15 protein-coding genes are annotated in these 15,371 nt (G+C 36.7%); 7 read left to right on the forward strand and 8 right to left on the reverse strand.

The window, feature by feature from the left end; translation table 11 throughout:
• Nucleotides 1–15: 15 nt before the first annotated feature.
• The 7 genes from nifK to RBU59_RS04760 all read right to left on the reverse strand — a co-directional run bounded on the left by nifK (nt 16) and on the right by RBU59_RS04760 (nt 8,401).
• Nucleotides 16–1,407, reverse strand: coding sequence for a nitrogenase molybdenum-iron protein subunit beta (nifK, locus tag RBU59_RS04730; RefSeq protein ID WP_308146727.1), 1,392 nt, complete (start codon nt 1,405–1,407; stop codon nt 16–18).
• Entirely contained in the window at nt 1,407–3,017 is a 1,611-nt protein-coding gene (locus tag RBU59_RS04735) for a nitrogenase component I subunit alpha (protein WP_308146728.1), read from the reverse strand. The genes nifK and RBU59_RS04735 overlap by 1 nt, the downstream gene beginning before the upstream one ends.
• Nucleotides 3,018–3,266: 249 nt before the next feature.
• Nucleotides 3,267–3,650, reverse strand: coding sequence for a P-II family nitrogen regulator (locus RBU59_RS04740; RefSeq protein WP_308146729.1), 384 nt, complete (start codon nt 3,648–3,650; stop codon nt 3,267–3,269).
• 13 nt (nt 3,651–3,663) lie between these two features.
• A complete protein-coding gene (locus RBU59_RS04745; RefSeq protein WP_308146730.1) occupies nt 3,664–3,990 on the reverse strand; it encodes a P-II family nitrogen regulator in 327 nt (108 codons plus the stop codon).
• A 31-nt stretch (nt 3,991–4,021) separates the two neighbouring features.
• Nucleotides 4,022–4,855 (reverse strand): nitrogenase iron protein, encoded by an 834-nt coding sequence (gene nifH, locus RBU59_RS04750; RefSeq protein WP_308148544.1) that lies wholly within the window; start codon nt 4,853–4,855, stop codon nt 4,022–4,024.
• 861 nt (nt 4,856–5,716) lie between these two features.
• On the reverse strand, nt 5,717–7,396 hold the full coding sequence (locus RBU59_RS04755) for an ammonium transporter (protein WP_308146731.1): 1,680 nt from the start codon (nt 7,394–7,396) through the stop codon (nt 5,717–5,719).
• Nucleotides 7,397–7,855: 459 nt separating this feature from the next.
• A complete protein-coding gene (locus RBU59_RS04760; RefSeq protein WP_308146732.1) occupies nt 7,856–8,401 on the reverse strand; it encodes a glutathione peroxidase in 546 nt (181 codons plus the stop codon).
• A 278-nt stretch (nt 8,402–8,679) separates the two neighbouring features.
• Between RBU59_RS04760 and RBU59_RS04765 the strand changes: the two genes are divergently transcribed.
• Nucleotides 8,680–9,165, forward strand: coding sequence for a MarR family winged helix-turn-helix transcriptional regulator (locus RBU59_RS04765; protein WP_308146733.1), 486 nt, complete (start codon nt 8,680–8,682; stop codon nt 9,163–9,165).
• 211 nt (nt 9,166–9,376) lie between these two features.
• Here the strand turns inward: RBU59_RS04765 and RBU59_RS04770 are convergent, their stop codons facing one another.
• Nucleotides 9,377–9,838: a YgaP family membrane protein gene (locus RBU59_RS04770; protein WP_308146734.1), complete on the reverse strand. Its 462-nt coding sequence runs from the start codon at nt 9,836–9,838 to the stop codon at nt 9,377–9,379.
• A gap of 209 nt (nt 9,839–10,047) precedes the next feature.
• Here RBU59_RS04770 and RBU59_RS04775 point away from each other — a divergent pair, with 209 nt between their 5' ends.
• From RBU59_RS04775 to RBU59_RS04800, 6 genes are all read left to right on the forward strand, one after another.
• Complete coding sequence (locus tag RBU59_RS04775; RefSeq protein ID WP_308146735.1) at nt 10,048–11,784, forward strand: ABC transporter ATP-binding protein; 1,737 nt, start codon at nt 10,048–10,050, stop codon at nt 11,782–11,784.
• An 82-nt stretch (nt 11,785–11,866) separates the two neighbouring features.
• Nucleotides 11,867–12,286 carry a hypothetical protein gene (locus RBU59_RS04780; RefSeq protein ID WP_308146736.1) on the forward strand — a complete coding sequence of 140 codons (420 nt, stop codon included), beginning with the start codon at nt 11,867–11,869 and terminating at the stop codon, nt 12,284–12,286.
• A gap of 175 nt (nt 12,287–12,461) precedes the next feature.
• On the forward strand, nt 12,462–13,730 hold the full coding sequence (locus RBU59_RS04785) for a DNA polymerase Y family protein (RefSeq protein WP_308146737.1): 1,269 nt from the start codon (nt 12,462–12,464) through the stop codon (nt 13,728–13,730).
• Nucleotides 13,727–13,978 carry a hypothetical protein gene (locus RBU59_RS04790; protein WP_308146738.1) on the forward strand — a complete coding sequence of 84 codons (252 nt, stop codon included), beginning with the start codon at nt 13,727–13,729 and terminating at the stop codon, nt 13,976–13,978. The genes RBU59_RS04785 and RBU59_RS04790 overlap by 4 nt, the downstream gene beginning before the upstream one ends.
• Nucleotides 13,979–14,050: 72 nt before the next feature.
• On the forward strand, nt 14,051–14,842 hold the full coding sequence (locus RBU59_RS04795; protein ID WP_308146739.1) for an aminoglycoside 6-adenylyltransferase: 792 nt from the start codon (nt 14,051–14,053) through the stop codon (nt 14,840–14,842).
• A 5-nt stretch (nt 14,843–14,847) separates the two neighbouring features.
• The gene (locus RBU59_RS04800; protein WP_308146740.1) at nt 14,848–15,315 is read left to right on the forward strand and encodes a hypothetical protein; all 468 of its coding nucleotides are present in this window, start codon (nt 14,848–14,850) and stop codon (nt 15,313–15,315) included.
• The last annotated feature ends 56 nt before the right edge of the window (nt 15,316–15,371 follow it).

Raw genomic sequence — 15,371 nt, forward strand, 5'->3', positions numbered from 1 at the left:
CCTAAAGTTTATAAACTACATAACCATTTCAACATCTTTTTCATCACAATGACTGTCCTGATAATCCATAAGGGCATTTGTGATTTTATCTAACATATGAATCGCACCCCGGTATCCGACCAAAGGCATGTGATAATGAACATAGCGGTCAATAATGGGAAATCCCATTCTAACAAGCGGTATATCTTCCGCACGGGCAATATATTTACCGTGTGTTCCTCCTAGCAGAATATCAACCGGATCATTTTTAATCCATTGATGTAGCAGGAATAGGTCCGTCGTTGTATTTAACTGTGTCGCTGCCTGAACCGTACATCCCTCCACACCGTATTTTGTAAGTAACGCCTTTCCTTCACTTTCAAAAAACTCACTAGGTGTACCTGTAATACAATACTTTGGAATCATACCAAGTTCCAGACAAAACTGCATAATGCCAAGAACCGTATCCGGGTCACCATAAATGGCGGCTTTCTTTTCATAAGTATACTGGTGGGTATCCGTCATCATATCAACCAGCTGACCTCTTTCATATTCAATTTCCTTAGGAACCTCTGTACCGGACACGGCCTGAAGCTTCATGATAAAATCATCCGATGCCTGTATTCCCATTGGGTATGGCAATACATCACCTTTAATTTTTGTACTCTTTTCAAAGAAGTTGACACATGGCGTGGAAATTGTTGTTCCAAGTCCAAGTGAGGCCTTGCAATTACCCATATCCTGAATATCAGAAATTTTGGTGCCTCCTGCGGGATACATCTCATAGGTACCTGTTAACGGTGTATCAACTACTCCGTCCGTATCCGGAAGCATGATAAAAGGGACCTGCATAAGATTTAATAATCTCTTTAGCTCTGCATAATCTCCCGGATTTCCCCAGCCCGGAAAGATAGCAAGCTTTCCGTTGGCTTTCGTCGCCGGCTTAACGAGATATTTTAAGAATCCGTTTACCATATTAAAAAAACCGTTTATATGAGATCCCGAGTAACTGGGTGTATTGCAATGTACAATATATTTTCCTTCCGGAAGTGTCGGTGTGATATCCGTTAGCAGAGCATTGAGGTCATCACCGATTGTCTCCGACAGACAAGTGGTGTGCACGGCTATAATATCAGGATTATAGATATCCATAATATTTTTTGCCGCCGTCTTTAAGTTGGAACCACCGCCAAATACTGATGCACCCTCTGTAAAGGAACTGGTCGATGCCTGAATCGGATCTTTAAAATGTCTGGTCAAGTACATTCTGTGAAAAGCTGCACATCCCTGGGAACCATGGCTGTGAGGAAGACAAGCGTGTACTCCCAATGCAGCATACATGGCACCAACCGGCTGGCAGGTCTTACAAGGGTTAATAACTAACGAGTCTCTATCTGCTATAACTTCCTTAGTAGTATAATTTAACATTACACTTCACCTCCTAATTCTCCGTTTAAGGTAGGTACGGTTTTCCAGGGTGCTTTCATAAAGCTCCATGCCGGAGTATAAAGGCCCATTGTTAAATCATGTGCAAAATTAACTGCTCCCTGAAAACAGGAATACGGTCCCTGATAATCATAAGAGTGTATCTGTCTGGATAAACGTCCGCCTTTCTGGATCACAAATTTATCTTTAATACCGGAGAAGAATACATCCGGTTTTAAGGCATTCACAAACTCCTCTGTTTCAAAATGGTTTAAGTCATCGGTAATAATAGAGCCGTTTTCCATATCCTTAAACATACCGCCGTAATAATTCAGCTTACCCTCTCCTTCCAGCTTTTGCCTTCTCTCTTCCGGTATCCGGTCAGTGCGGTAAAGCAGCGAATCCGGTTCCATCGTCAGATTTTCAATGTTCTTGGAATCTGCATCCGGCTTAATATTAGGAATTACTTCACGGCCTTCGTAATCATCCCTGTGGGCGAATTCATATCCAGCCAGCACTGTCTTCATACCTAGATCCATCATCAGGAGCTGATAATGGTGGGAACGGGATCCCCCTACATAAATAGCAGCGGTTTTGCCTTTTAACTTGTTTCTGTAAAACTCTATATCTTCTTCTATCATTGTACATTCATCGGTTATTACTTCTTCTACTGTCTTAGTTAATTCGGGATCATCAAAATATGCAGCGATTTCCCTTAAAGATTCTTTTGTTGCTTCAATACCGATAAAATTAACTTTGATCCAGTCCATACCATATTTGTCTTTCATCATTTCCGCAACGTAATTGATGGATCTGTGGCACTGAACCAGATTCAGGTCCGCCAAATGCGCATTTTTAATATCCCTGTAACTTCCGCCGCCGGTAAAAGTTGATACCACTTCAATCCCGCATCGTTTTAACAGTCTTTCGGTTTCCCATCCGTCACCTCCGATGTTGTATTCTCCCAATACATTCACGGTATATTTTGCTTTCGGTTTGGTTGTACCTGTTCCGACAATATAACGGATTAACTGGTTTGAAGCAATATGATGTCCTGCCGACTGGCTGACTCCCTTATATCCCTCACAGGAGAATGCAATACACTTTAACCCCTCATATTCGTCCTGGGCCCATTTAGCAACTGCATGAATGTCATCACCTATGAGTCCTACCGGACAGGTTGAACATATGGAGATTAATTTGGGATGGAATATTGCCATACACTCTTCAATCGCTTTTTTTAATTTTTTCTCTCCGCCGAATACAATGTTAGACTCCTGCATATCGGTAGAAAAACAATATTCCAGATAACAGTCCGCATGTTCTCCATTTTTATCATTGGCGGTATTTTTATGTCTTCTGGTACCCCAGGTATAAAAGGAACATCCGATTGGTCCATGAACAATAATTGCATTATCTCCCATCGGTCCAAGTACAACACCCTTGCAGCCTGCAAAACAACAGCCGCGCTGTGTAATAATACCGGGAATTGTACGAACGTTAGCAAGCACTTCATTCGATTCTGTTTCACCAACGGTGATTACATGCTGTTTTCTGTTTCTATATACTTTAGCACTGTACTTTTCAAGTACCAGCTCTCTTATATCACTCATGATCTCGACCTCCTTGTATCATTTTATTTAAATATCATTTTCTTTCTTCATAAATGTGGAATTTCTCAATAAAATACTTAATATCCGTTATTAAAAATTCGGAAAATGTGACATTGCTTATCATCTGATTTGTGTTATAATATTAATGAGAATACTCTTAAAAATTTGATTAACTGGCTGGTTAATATATTAATTTTACTTTGAGGTATTCTCTTTTTCGCCTGCAGGTTCTTTATAAACAACCAGCTGCTAATATGAATCATTGTCACTTTGCAGGGAACCATCCCGAACACGAAGTGATTCCATTACGGGGAGGACAAAGATTTTGCCGTCTCCCGGGTTACCCGTGCTGTTCACGTCCATTATAATATTAATAATTTTATTAACATCTTCATTCTGGACAAACATATTGATATATCTTTTCGGGAATAACCGGATAGCTTCCAGAAGGTTTTCACTTTTTGCAAGAGGCAGACTATCTGGTGCAATTGCATCCACAAGTTCCATATTAAAAATCTGTTTTCCTCTTCCCATGCAATTTCTGCAGGTCATTGCCGGGTAGCCGGCTTCAAGGAGCGCCTGTTTCGTCTGATTAATCTTATTCATTCGGATAAAAGCTAAAATTTCTTTCAACCTAAAGCACCCCCTATAATTCTTTCTTTTTCGTACTGACTGTATAGGCTTCTTCCACGGGTGAAACGAAGATACGTCCGTCACCAAAATTACCATTCTCACCTGTTCTCGCATATTTCATAATAATTTTAACCAAATCGTCTTTATCTTCTTCTTTACATACGATCAAAAGCATTTCCTTAGGAATTTCATCATAATAAATATTTCCGATCTTAACACCTTTTTGTTTACCACGTCCGAAAACATCCATTTTCGTTACAGCCGGAAAACCTGCTGACATCAATTCCTCCAGAACAACATTTGTCTTTTCCGGTCTTATTATAGCTCTGATCAAATACATATTTTTTTCCTCCTTTATTTTTTTAAGATAATTAATCCAATGCACCATATTCCTGAAGAATAGTTTCCAGTTCTTCTATATTCATCGGATTAGGAATTACAAGCATGGTATTGTTTAATACTTTCTTGGACAACGCTCTGTATTCATCTGCCTGCGGTACATCCGGCGTACATTCAATAACTGTTTTCTTTTGATTTTCTGCATGCTGTACTGCGTTATCGCGGGGTACAAAATGTACCATCTGGGTACCGATTTTTGCTGCTACCTGTTCTACCAATTCTCTCTCGTTATCAACTTTACGTGAATTACAGATCAAACCACCAAGTCGAACACCTCCGGTTGTGGCATATTTTCTGATACCTTTTGAAATATTGTTTGCAGCATACAGAGCCATCATTTCACCTGAGCAAACGATGTAAATTTCCTGTGCTTTACCCTCGCGAATCGGCATTGCGAAACCACCGCAGACAACATCCCCCAATACATCATAAAATACAAAATCTAAATCGTCCGTATAGGCACCTAATTGTTCCAGAAGATTGATGGAAGTAATGATACCGCGGCCGGCGCATCCGACACCAGGTTCCGGTCCGCCGGACTCCACTCCCCTGATATTGGAACAAACGGTTCCGTCCGGACCTGTTTTCATAATTTCATCCAGGTCGATGTCATCCCCCTCTTCACGAAGTGTATCAAGAACTGTTCTCTGTGCCAGACCCCCAAGAACCAATCTTGTTGAATCTGCTTTTGGATCACATCCGACAATCATGATGTGGTTACCCATTTCTGCTAATCCTGCACATAAATTCTGGGTAGTAGTTGATTTACCAATTCCTCCCTTGCCATAAATAGCCAGCTGTCTCATTGTCATAACCTATTCCTCCTTGTTTGATTTTTTAGTGTTATTAATTAGAAGCAGAGTGCTTTAATTTCATAGGGTATTCTACGAAATAAAAAAGTGTTCATAGAGGCTCAGTTTTCACCGATCGCTCTATCAACACCTTTGTCATAAACGAATCCTATATTCTAAGTAGTGAAGCATTAAAATAAATCCCGTTATACCCTAATCATTAAAATTGAAACATAAACCAATAAAAACATTATGTCAGGTTTTTTGTGGTTCGCGTGCATATTCGCATTCATCCGGAATCATTAGTAATGCAAATTATACTTTCACGAAAAAAGCGCCATCACTTTAACAAGTAATGACGCCTGTGTCAAATAGACTGCATGCAATTTCTATAGGTTAGATTCTATCATCTCATAAATATTTATTCAATACATCGAATTGTCAATAATTTTTCTCAATAAAGCATCTTTTTGACTAAATTGACTATAAACTTATTCATTCTGTCTCTTTTGTGTTATGATAAACTCTTTCTCGTGTACCTTAAGGAAAACCGATATCGTACTCCCTCCTCAAAAAGTGTATGGTATGCCAGACTCTGGCGCTGACGCGTTGTCATTTCAGTGACAATCCACCTCTGGTGTCTCATGTACATCCTGCCCGGTAGGGCTTTTTATTTTAAAGGGAAGTTTGTAGAATTATCCTTAAATGAAAAATAAGTGTTAATATAAACTTAAAAAATAAGTTTTCTATTAACACTTATTGACACCTGGCAAACGAAAACCGGTAAATACAAGCCAACGTTCAGTCTGCCAGACTCTAGCGCTGACGCGCTGTCACTTTAGTGACAATCTACCTCTTTAATTACCAGAGAAGGCATTAATCTTCATCCTGCAGAGCAGCACAACCGGATTCACCGGTGCGTACTTTAACAACATTTTCAACATCATATACAAATATCTTGCCGTCACCGATATTTCCGGTATACAGGGCTTTTTTCGCCTCATTGATAACAAGATCTACCGGAACATTGCATACGGTGATTTCCACCTTAACCTTTGGCAGAAGATTCATTTCCAGGGGAACACCGCGGTAATATTCCGTCGCTCCTTTTTGTATACCGCATCCAAGCACATTGGTAACTGTCATCCCAGTAACACCAATGGCATTCATAGCTTGTTTCAAGGTTTCAAATTTACTTTGTTTTGCAATAATTACAATGGTTGTAAGTTTACTTCCGTCAGATTCTGACTCTGTATAGCCGACTTTGGATACAGGAACAGCCTGTTCAGCCGGTACTTTCTGAAATTCGGAAATTACATCTACTGTAGGCATAAAATCAGCATATGCACTTGTTAAACCATGTTCTTTTACATCAAGACCCATGATTTCTTCTTCTTTGGATACCCTGAGTCCTATTGTATGTTTAATAATCTGGAAAGTAATTGTAATTGCTACTGTAACCCATGCGATAACAGCAACAACACCAAGGATTTGTGTTAATAATAGGGATACTCCGCCGCCATAAAACAAACCGTCTTCCTGTGCGAATAAACCTACCATTATCGTACCTGAAGCACCGCATAAACCATGAACACCAACTGCACCCACCGGATCATCAATTTTTAATTTCTGATCTATAAATTCTATACCAAATACTACAATAAATCCGGCAATAATTCCGATAAGAGCCGCTCCGAAAGGTGTTACTAAATCACAGCCTGCAGTAATAGCAACTAAACCTGCAAGAGAACCATTAAGAGTCATGGATACATCCGGTTTTTTATAACGAATCCAGGTGATACACATTACTGTAACCGTTGCCACCGCTGCTGCCATGTTGGTAGTTACAAATATGTTACCCATGGAAGCCAAAACATCATCACCGGTAGCGGATACGGTTGATCCACCGTTAAAACCAAACCAGCAGAACCATAAAATAAATACACCTAAAGCGCCAAGTGTTAAGCTGTGTCCCGGAATTGCTTTTGATTTTCCGTTTTTATCATACTTACCGATTCGTGGTCCAAGGATTTTAGCCCCAATAAACGCCGCTACACCACCAACCATATGAACTGCGGTAGAACCGGCAAAATCATGGAAACCTAATTGTGCCAGCCAGCCCCCGCCCCAGATCCAATGTCCGGAAACCGGATAAATGATTGCACTGATTACCATACTATAGATACAATAAGCCGAGAACTTCGTTCTTTCAGCCATAGCACCGGATACAATGGTTGCTGCTGTTGCACAGAAAACTGTCTGGAAAATTAAAAATGCCATAAGCGGAACGCCGGCCGGTAATATGGAGGAGTAATCTCCTTTTACCATAGGGTCAAAACCACCGATCAAAGCGCTGCTCCCGCCAAACATAATACCGAAACCTAACAACCAGTAAATTGGTGTACCTAAACTAAAATCCATTAAATTTTTCATTATAATATTACCGGCATTTTTTGCTCTTGTAAATCCGGTTTCTACCATTGCAAATCCCGCCTGCATAAAGAAAACAAGTGCTGCGGCAACTAAAACCCAAATTGTATTTTCTGCTGAGTACATAATTTTTCCCTCCCAAATAAAAAAAACATATACTTTGGCTTTACTATCCTCCAAAATACACGTCTTTGCGTTTTGTTTTATTCAATTTGTTAATAATTTAGTTACTTCATATTAAATAATATTTTATTTGCTTAAAAACTATTTTAAATTAGACATCCTCCATCTGCAATATAATAAATAAAGATTACCCAAACTACATCCCTCCTTTAATACCGATGATCTCACTTGGTTCATTTTTGCTCTAAATTTGAAAATACCTTTTTAAAGTAAAAAAGAAAAAAGCGCTGTAGGTATTAGTCCTACAGCGCCTTTGCTTTATTGGTCTAGTATAAATGGCAAATAGTTGTTTGTCAATTAATTCTTTACAAGATTTCAATTTTCCTATATATTTCATAATTTTTTTTCAATTTTAATGGTATTTTTGTTTAAATGCACCAAGTTAATTCTCATCTATTCAGATTAAAGTAATTCTTTTATTTTCTCTTCCACCACTAATAAGGGTTCCGTCGGCTCAAATCTTTCTGTTACATTACCGTTACGATCAATTAAGAATTTAGTAAAATTCCACTTGATACTGGGGTCTTTTTCATAATCAGGATCCGCCTCAGACAGCATATTCTTTAAAACAGGAGTTAACTTATGATCTTCATCAAAACCTGCAAACCCTTTCTGACTTTTTAAAAATTTATACAATGGATCTGCATTTTCACCATTTACTTCAATTTTTGAAAACATAGGAAATGTAATACCGAATTTTGCATCACAAAAACTTAATATTTCTTCATTACTGCCCGGGGCCTGATTGCCAAACTGATTACATGGGAAATCTAAAATAATAAAATCCTTGTCTTTATATTTTTCATATAAATCCTGTAATTCATCATATTGAGGGGTAAAACCGCACTTGGTGGCAGAATTAATTATTAAAACTACTTTACCCTTATATTTTTCCAGTGAAACTTCTTCTTCCTTAACATCTTTTACTTTAAAATCATAAATATTCATATTTTTTCCTCCTGATATCTTTTTATGTTTATTTTGTTTGATTCATTTAACTTATATGACTAAAATATATTTTAGCAAATCCATATATATATCGTTTTCAATTTAATTGTATTCAATTAATATTGTTTTGTCAATACTTCCTTGACTTTTTTTTAAATCTTTATTACTATTTAATTGCTAAAATGTATTTTTTCATGAAAGTTAACCTTAAATATATATATTTAATACTAATAAAAGCATTCATTAATTTTGATAAAATGAGGAAGGATACTACTAATATGAGTGATAACCAAGCTGATAGGATCAAAACGGTTACTATAACTAATAATTCAGGAGATGAAATGTTAAAACTGGATAATCAACTCTGCTTTGCCCTGTACGTCTGTTCCAAGGAAATTATCCGGAAATATAAACCCATTCTGGATCCCCTGGGTCTTACTTATACCGGATATATTACTCTCTTAGCATTATGGGAAGAGGATAAAGTTACCGTTAAAGAGCTTGGGGCACGACTTTATTTAGATTCCGGAACACTGACCCCGCTTTTAAAAAAGTTAGAACAGCAAGGTTATATTGAAAGAACACGAAGCACTTCAGATGAACGTAATGTTCTAATTCAGTTATCCAGTGAAGGAAGAGAGCTAAAAAACAAAGCATATCAAATACCGAAAGACTTAATATGCGCTACTAAATTGGAAAGTTTTGATGCTTACAGCCTTTTATCGGATTTGCATAAATTTATGGCACAAATTATTGATAATTAAGATTTATTACTATTAATTCTCCTTACTGAAGAATGTAATTTATATTTCTAATATCAGCAAAATCTTATATTTCCTTTAAGTTTTAAAAGTTTTACTGCAGATTAAGATATATTGCTTGTTATGTTGCCGCTTAAGTTTTACATCTTATTCCGGAAATTTAAACTACATTCCTTCTGTAAGTCCATGTATTTTATCTGTTTGCTATCTTTTATTATTGTTTGACAACCGTATTATACATTGCTACTACATCCGTACCAACATTCGTAAAATCTCCCCGAATCATTTTCAGAACGGTCTTTTCAATATTGATTTCTTCCGATGTCCTAATACCCATCTTTCTAAGAATCGGTAAACTTGGGCACCATCCGTATAAACCATGGTTTAATAAGAATAATCCCACCATACTGGTCAAACAGAACCAGAAACGACCTCCTTTTACTCCCATTAATGCACTAAGAAGAATAAGCGAGGCTGCATGAACTTCAATAACTCTTTCTGTATCCCATTCACAGTTAAGTTGTTTTATTTGTTTTGATATTTCTGCTTTACTGCTGTTTTTTACCTTATTTAACTTGCAGATAGTCTGGTTTCTGATTAAGTTATTCTGACTCGGGCAGGTCTTAAGGGGAACTCGATGTGTGGTATGTGGAATTTTTTTCATTTGTTTCTTCATAATAATCACACTCCTTTCAATTTGTCCAAATTAGTATGTGCCTAAAATTTCATATCATACTTCATTTTCCGATTGTAAAGCTAAAATTATGTTACTGTTCACAGGCAACAAATTATTCCTGCTAAAGTTTTATTTTTTAATACCAGACTTCATAAAATAGGTTACATATGGTAAAATTGGTTAAAAGACATTTGAGGGAGGATACAAAAATGAAATTACTATGGAGGCTTGGCAAAGAGGCTATAAAGTATAAAACCTTATACTTCATAGCCATTATTTCCACCTTGGCATTGACATTCCTTAATCTGGCATCACCTAAAATTCTATCATCCATGACTGCAATTGTAGAGAAAGGTGCCTCCGAAGGAGCTTCAAAAAAGATTTTTTTATTAACTGCTATATTAGTCATCTTATATTTATTTCGGATTTTATTCCGCTATCTCAGTAATTATCTGGCACATAAAGCAGCCTGGAATCTGGTTGAGGATCTCAGAGTGAAAGTATATCAGCATATACAAGAATTCTCCATGAATTTTTTTCATGACAAACAGACCGGGGATTTAATGAGCCGGGTAATAAATGATACTGCTACTTTTGAATTATTATATGCCCATATCATACCGGAAATGGTAACTAACATAGTTACAGTTTTAGGTGTTATGATTATCTTATTAACCATTAACGTAAAATTAGCTCTTTTAACCTGTATTCCGGTTCCGTTGATTTTATTTTCCGGCTGGGTTTTTGCGACAAAAATCCGTCCGAATTTTAAAGTATCTCAAAAGGCACTGGCAGATTTAAATTCAAAGTTACAGGATAATTTCTCCGGAATCCATGAAATTCAGGCCTTTTGCCAGGAAGAATATGAACAGGTTCAGGTTACGGAACATGCCGGCCATTTTACTAAGGCCATGCTGCATGCCCTGAATTTAAGTGCCGTATTTCATCCGGGGGTTGAATTTCTTTCTTCTGCCGGAACCGTTATCGTTGTAGGTGTAGGCGGTGTTTTAGCTTTTCAGGGAGAATTATCCGTAGCTGATATCGTCGCCTTCTTATTGTACTTATCGCTGTTTTATACTCCCATATCCGGACTTGCCAGGCTATTGGAAGATGTACAGCAGGCTTATGCCGGTGCAGAACGTGTTATGATAATTCTGGATACACCTACAGATATAAAAAATGAAAAAAATGCAGAGGATTTAAAAGAAGTAAAAGGCAGTATTACCTTTGATTCCGTAGATTTTGCTTATGAAGATAATGTACCGGTCTTAAAGGATATTAATTTCAACTGTAAACCCGGGCAGATGATAGCACTGGTTGGTCCCACCGGTGTGGGTAAAACCACTTTAACTCAGCTGATATCCAGATTTTATGACCCTACAAGCGGACGAGTTTTAGTTGACGGTAAAGATATTAAGAAAGTTACTTTGGAAAGTTTACGTTCCAATATAGCTCCCGTACTTCAGGATACTTTCCTTTTTAACGGAACCATAGCTGATAATATCGGATACGCCAATCCTTGTGCCGATATGGATGAAATCATAGCTGCGGCAAAAGCTGCCAGAATCCATGATAATATAATGGATATGCCAAATCAATATGAAACGAAAGTCGGCGAGCGGGGAATGCGTTTGTCCGGAGGCCAGAAGCAGAGAATTGCCATTGCCCGTGCCATTTTAAGAAAAGCTCCTATTATAATTCTGGATGAAGCCACCGCTTCCGTAGACGCCCAAACGGAACGGGAAATTCAGCAGGCAATTAATGATTTAGCAGGTACCAGAACAATCGTAGCTATAGCTCATAGACTTTCCACAATTCAAAACGCCGATCTGATTCTGGTTTTAGAAGAAGGTATGATTGTACAAAGCGGTACCCATAATGAATTACTGAATCAGGATGGCTTATACAGACGTTTAAATCTGGCGCAAAATAAACAGGTTTCCTGATACTTCTTCTACTATCTTGTTTAACGTAGTTATCAGCAGCAAATGATATTTATTTTAATGTTCTCATAAATCGAGGTGTAACATGGAAAATTCATTATTAATTGATATCCCCCAATATAAATCCTGGAGAAAAATTGAAAAAATTAATTATGGATGGTCGGACGATATAAAATTCTATGATTTCAACCGCTGGGAATGCGGTGACCGCTATGAGGAATTTTATAAGCTTCAAAGTTGTGACGTCGACCTGAGTACTGCATTTTCAATAGGGCAATTATTTGGGTATTTTGATGGTGAACCGCCTTTGGATTTCTGGAGAATTCAGGCAGTTTATGTTGCACACAGTGCATTATTTTCCATAGAATGGGCAGCCAGATTCGGAGAAAAAGAGATTGCTAATATGACACGTATCTGTCAGAATGCATTTCGTGATTACGATAATTTCAACCTGCTAATACCCAAATGGTACATTGAGAATAAAGATAAGTTCATGTCAAGTTAATTTGCTGTTTCCTTAATAACTATTAATAATAAAAATATATCATCCAAAATATGCCCCATGCTTTTTTTAGGAAAGCATGGGGTTTTTTAGATAATTTTGTATAAACTTTTACAATTATTACTTGTTTACATTCGAACATTTGTTTGTTATAATTATTTTCAACGGAGGTAAACATATGTTCGACAAAATTATATTTCATGTAGATGTGAATTCCGCATTTTTGAGTTGGGAAGCCGTCTATAGACTAAAAATACTCGGGGAAAAAATTGATTTGCGTGAAATACCATCCGCTGTAGGCGGTGATGTAGAAAAAAGACATGGAATAATTCTTGCCAAATCAATCCCGGCGAAGAAATATAAGATACAGACTGGCGAATCGATCCATGAAGCACTTATAAAATGTCCTAATTTAACATTGGTACAGCCTCACTATGATTTATATGATAAATCCTCCAAATCTTTTATTGAGATATTAAAAGAATATTCTTCTTGTGTGGAGCAATATAGTGTTGACGAGGCTTATTGCGATATGACGGGAACAGATTATTTATTTGGATCACCAGTTGTAGCCGCCACTATAATAAAAGATCGTATTTATAGGGAACTTGGATTTACTGTAAATATTGGGATATCCACGAATAAACTTCTGGCTAAAATGGCCGGTGACTTTAAGAAGCCGAATTTAGTTCATACTTTATTTCCGGATGAAATTGAAAAAATGTGGCGTTTACCCGTATCCGAATTATTTTATGTAGGCAGAGCCACTACAAAAGTTCTGTTAAAATTAGGAATCAAAACAATCGGAGAATTGGCAAAAGCAGACGTCACTATGCTGCGGTCACATTTAAAGTCCCATGGTGAAGTAATTTGGTGTTTTGCCAACGGTATCGATGTATCAATCGTAGAGCCGCAAGCTCCGGCTAATAAAGGATATGGTAATTCAACGACTATTGCCTTTGATGTGGAAAATGCTGCTATTGCTAAATTAGTCTTACTTTCTTTAGCAGAAACTGTATGTACCAGATTACGTAAAGATAATATGATAACCTCTGTAGTTTCTGTAAGTATTGTCAATTTTGAATTTAAATATGTCTCTCATCAGATGACTTTATTTACGGCTACTAATATAACAAACGAAATACACAAAGCATCCTGCCGATTATTTGATGAATTATGGGATGGTACCCCCATTCGAAAGCTTGGCATCCATACCAGCAGAGTTATTGAGAATGACCATGTCCGGCAGCTTGATTTATTTACAATGGATAAATACGAAAAATATGAAAAACTTGACAGGGCTATTGATACTATTCGTTTCAGATATGGAGAGCATTCCATCATGAGAGCAACTTATTTAAACGGAATTTATAAGATGGATCACATGAGCGGCGGAATTAGCAAAGAAAAATTAAAACCGGAAGGAGAAGAGGTGTTTTATAAATGAATACCGGTATCGATGTTGTGGCAGCATTTAATCCGATTGGAGATATCAGACCTGTTTATGTAAGAATCGAAGACGAAAACCATGTGCTTAAAACCTGTAAAATAGAAAATGTAACTAACAAAAAAACAGAGAAATATTCCGGAATTAATGCTGTTCTTTTTAGTTGCTCGGTCCAGTATGACAGCCAAACAAAAGAGATTAGACTTCGGTTCTATTGTGACTCTCACAAATGGGTATTAGTTATATAATTCAGTTGATTTAAGAATTAAGCTGGAAATTGGAATAAAATGGTGGTTTTAATCTGCTTATAGTGGTATAATATGAATGGTTCGCGTACGAATCCAAACGCCCCAAAGGATGTTTATCAGGATTATGATATTGTGTATGTAGTTGAAAAGTTTGAAACGTTTATTGCGGATATTAATTGGATAGATATTTTTGGTGATAGGCTTATGCTGCAAATGCCTGAAGCAATGCGTTATCCAAGCGGTAAAGGGCATTTTAATTGGATGATGCTATTTACAGATGGTAATCGTCTTGACTTGACTCTTATTCCAATTCAAAAACTTGAGCTTATTGGAAATGATAGCTTGAGTACAGCATTGATGGATAAGGATGGTATTTTGCCGCCATTTCCCAAAGCAAGTGAAAACGACTATATCATTAAACCACCGTTTGAACTGTTTTATTTGTCTTGCTGCAATAATTTTTGGTGGTGCTTACAAAATGTTGCTAAAGGAATAGCTCGTAATGAATTACCTTATGCTATGCTGATGTTTCACAATGTTGTCCGTGAGGAATTGCATAATATGGTGGCATGGTATATTGGTACCATCACTGATTTTACTGTTTCAACTGGTAAAATAGGGAAATATTTTAAACGATTTCTGCCGACAGAGGTTTATGAACAATATTTGCTTACTTATTCTGACAGTGATTACAATAACATGTGGAAAACGGTATTTAATGCAAGTGGTCTTTTCAGCTTTCTTGCCATACATGTTGCAGACCATTGTGGTTATTACTATAACAAGCAAGATGAAGATAATATGAGAATTTATTTAAATAATGTAAAAAATAATGTTTATTCGGAAACATCTTGTAGGCGGTAAATATAATGAAAAAAAAACTAGCAATAATTACCTTAATAATCGTAGTATTCCTCATTACATCAAATATAAAAAAACAGGAAAAAATCGAAATCTATTCTTTTAGCGGTGAAAATGAAGCTGTAACGATAAATAATGGATTAATTATTGTAACTGGTAATTTAGAAAAATTTATTGGAGGAGATTTGTCTTTTAAAGGTGAAAAACCATCCGATGTTAAATATAGTAATACCAAATTCTTTTTTTATAAGGACGGGTTTGTAGATACTATTTTAAATAATTCTCTAAGTTTTGAAGGCACAGCTAAAGGTACACATATTGAACAAGATATGGGATTGATTAGTTCAAAAGACCTGTTTTACGGAGATGATTTGGAACTAATTCAGAAATCGCTAAATTTTTCGATAAGTGGTATTTACATGAATGGAGAAAGTTTTAAATATAATTTAATTCTTGATGTTAAAAAAGCTTATTAAACCGGCATCAAAATAAATACCAATTTTAATAATTGGTGTGGTAAGTAATAAAATAC

Origin of the sequence: Anaerocolumna sp. MB42-C2 (assembly GCF_030913705.1) — a bacterium.
In the GTDB taxonomy this organism is placed as follows: domain Bacteria; phylum Bacillota; class Clostridia; order Lachnospirales; family Lachnospiraceae; genus Anaerocolumna.

Bases quoted from the DNA above. Each gene is read 5' to 3' on its own strand.
- RBU59_RS04745 (WP_308146730.1), bottom strand. From the start codon at position 3,990: ATGTATTTGATCAGAGCTATAATAAGACCGGAAAAGACAAATGTTGTT.
- RBU59_RS04780 (WP_308146736.1), top strand. From the start codon at position 11,867: ATGGAAAATTCATTATTAATTGATATCCCCCAATATAAATCCTGGAGA.
- nifK (WP_308146727.1), bottom strand. From the start codon at position 1,407: ATGTTAAATTATACTACTAAGGAAGTTATAGCAGATAGAGACTCGTTA.
- nifH (WP_308148544.1), bottom strand. From the start codon at position 4,855: ATGAGACAGCTGGCTATTTATGGCAAGGGAGGAATTGGTAAATCAACT.
- RBU59_RS04765 (WP_308146733.1), top strand. From the start codon at position 8,680: ATGAGTGATAACCAAGCTGATAGGATCAAAACGGTTACTATAACTAAT.
- RBU59_RS04785 (WP_308146737.1), top strand. From the start codon at position 12,462: ATGTTCGACAAAATTATATTTCATGTAGATGTGAATTCCGCATTTTTG.
- RBU59_RS04795 (WP_308146739.1), top strand. From the start codon at position 14,051: ATGAATGGTTCGCGTACGAATCCAAACGCCCCAAAGGATGTTTATCAG.
- RBU59_RS04755 (WP_308146731.1), bottom strand. From the start codon at position 7,396: ATGTACTCAGCAGAAAATACAATTTGGGTTTTAGTTGCCGCAGCACTT.
- RBU59_RS04800 (WP_308146740.1), top strand. From the start codon at position 14,848: ATGAAAAAAAAACTAGCAATAATTACCTTAATAATCGTAGTATTCCTC.
- RBU59_RS04760 (WP_308146732.1), bottom strand. From the start codon at position 8,401: ATGAATATTTATGATTTTAAAGTAAAAGATGTTAAGGAAGAAGAAGTT.
- RBU59_RS04790 (WP_308146738.1), top strand. From the start codon at position 13,727: ATGAATACCGGTATCGATGTTGTGGCAGCATTTAATCCGATTGGAGAT.
- RBU59_RS04735 (WP_308146728.1), bottom strand. From the start codon at position 3,017: ATGAGTGATATAAGAGAGCTGGTACTTGAAAAGTACAGTGCTAAAGTA.
- RBU59_RS04770 (WP_308146734.1), bottom strand. From the start codon at position 9,838: ATGAAGAAACAAATGAAAAAAATTCCACATACCACACATCGAGTTCCC.
- RBU59_RS04775 (WP_308146735.1), top strand. From the start codon at position 10,048: ATGAAATTACTATGGAGGCTTGGCAAAGAGGCTATAAAGTATAAAACC.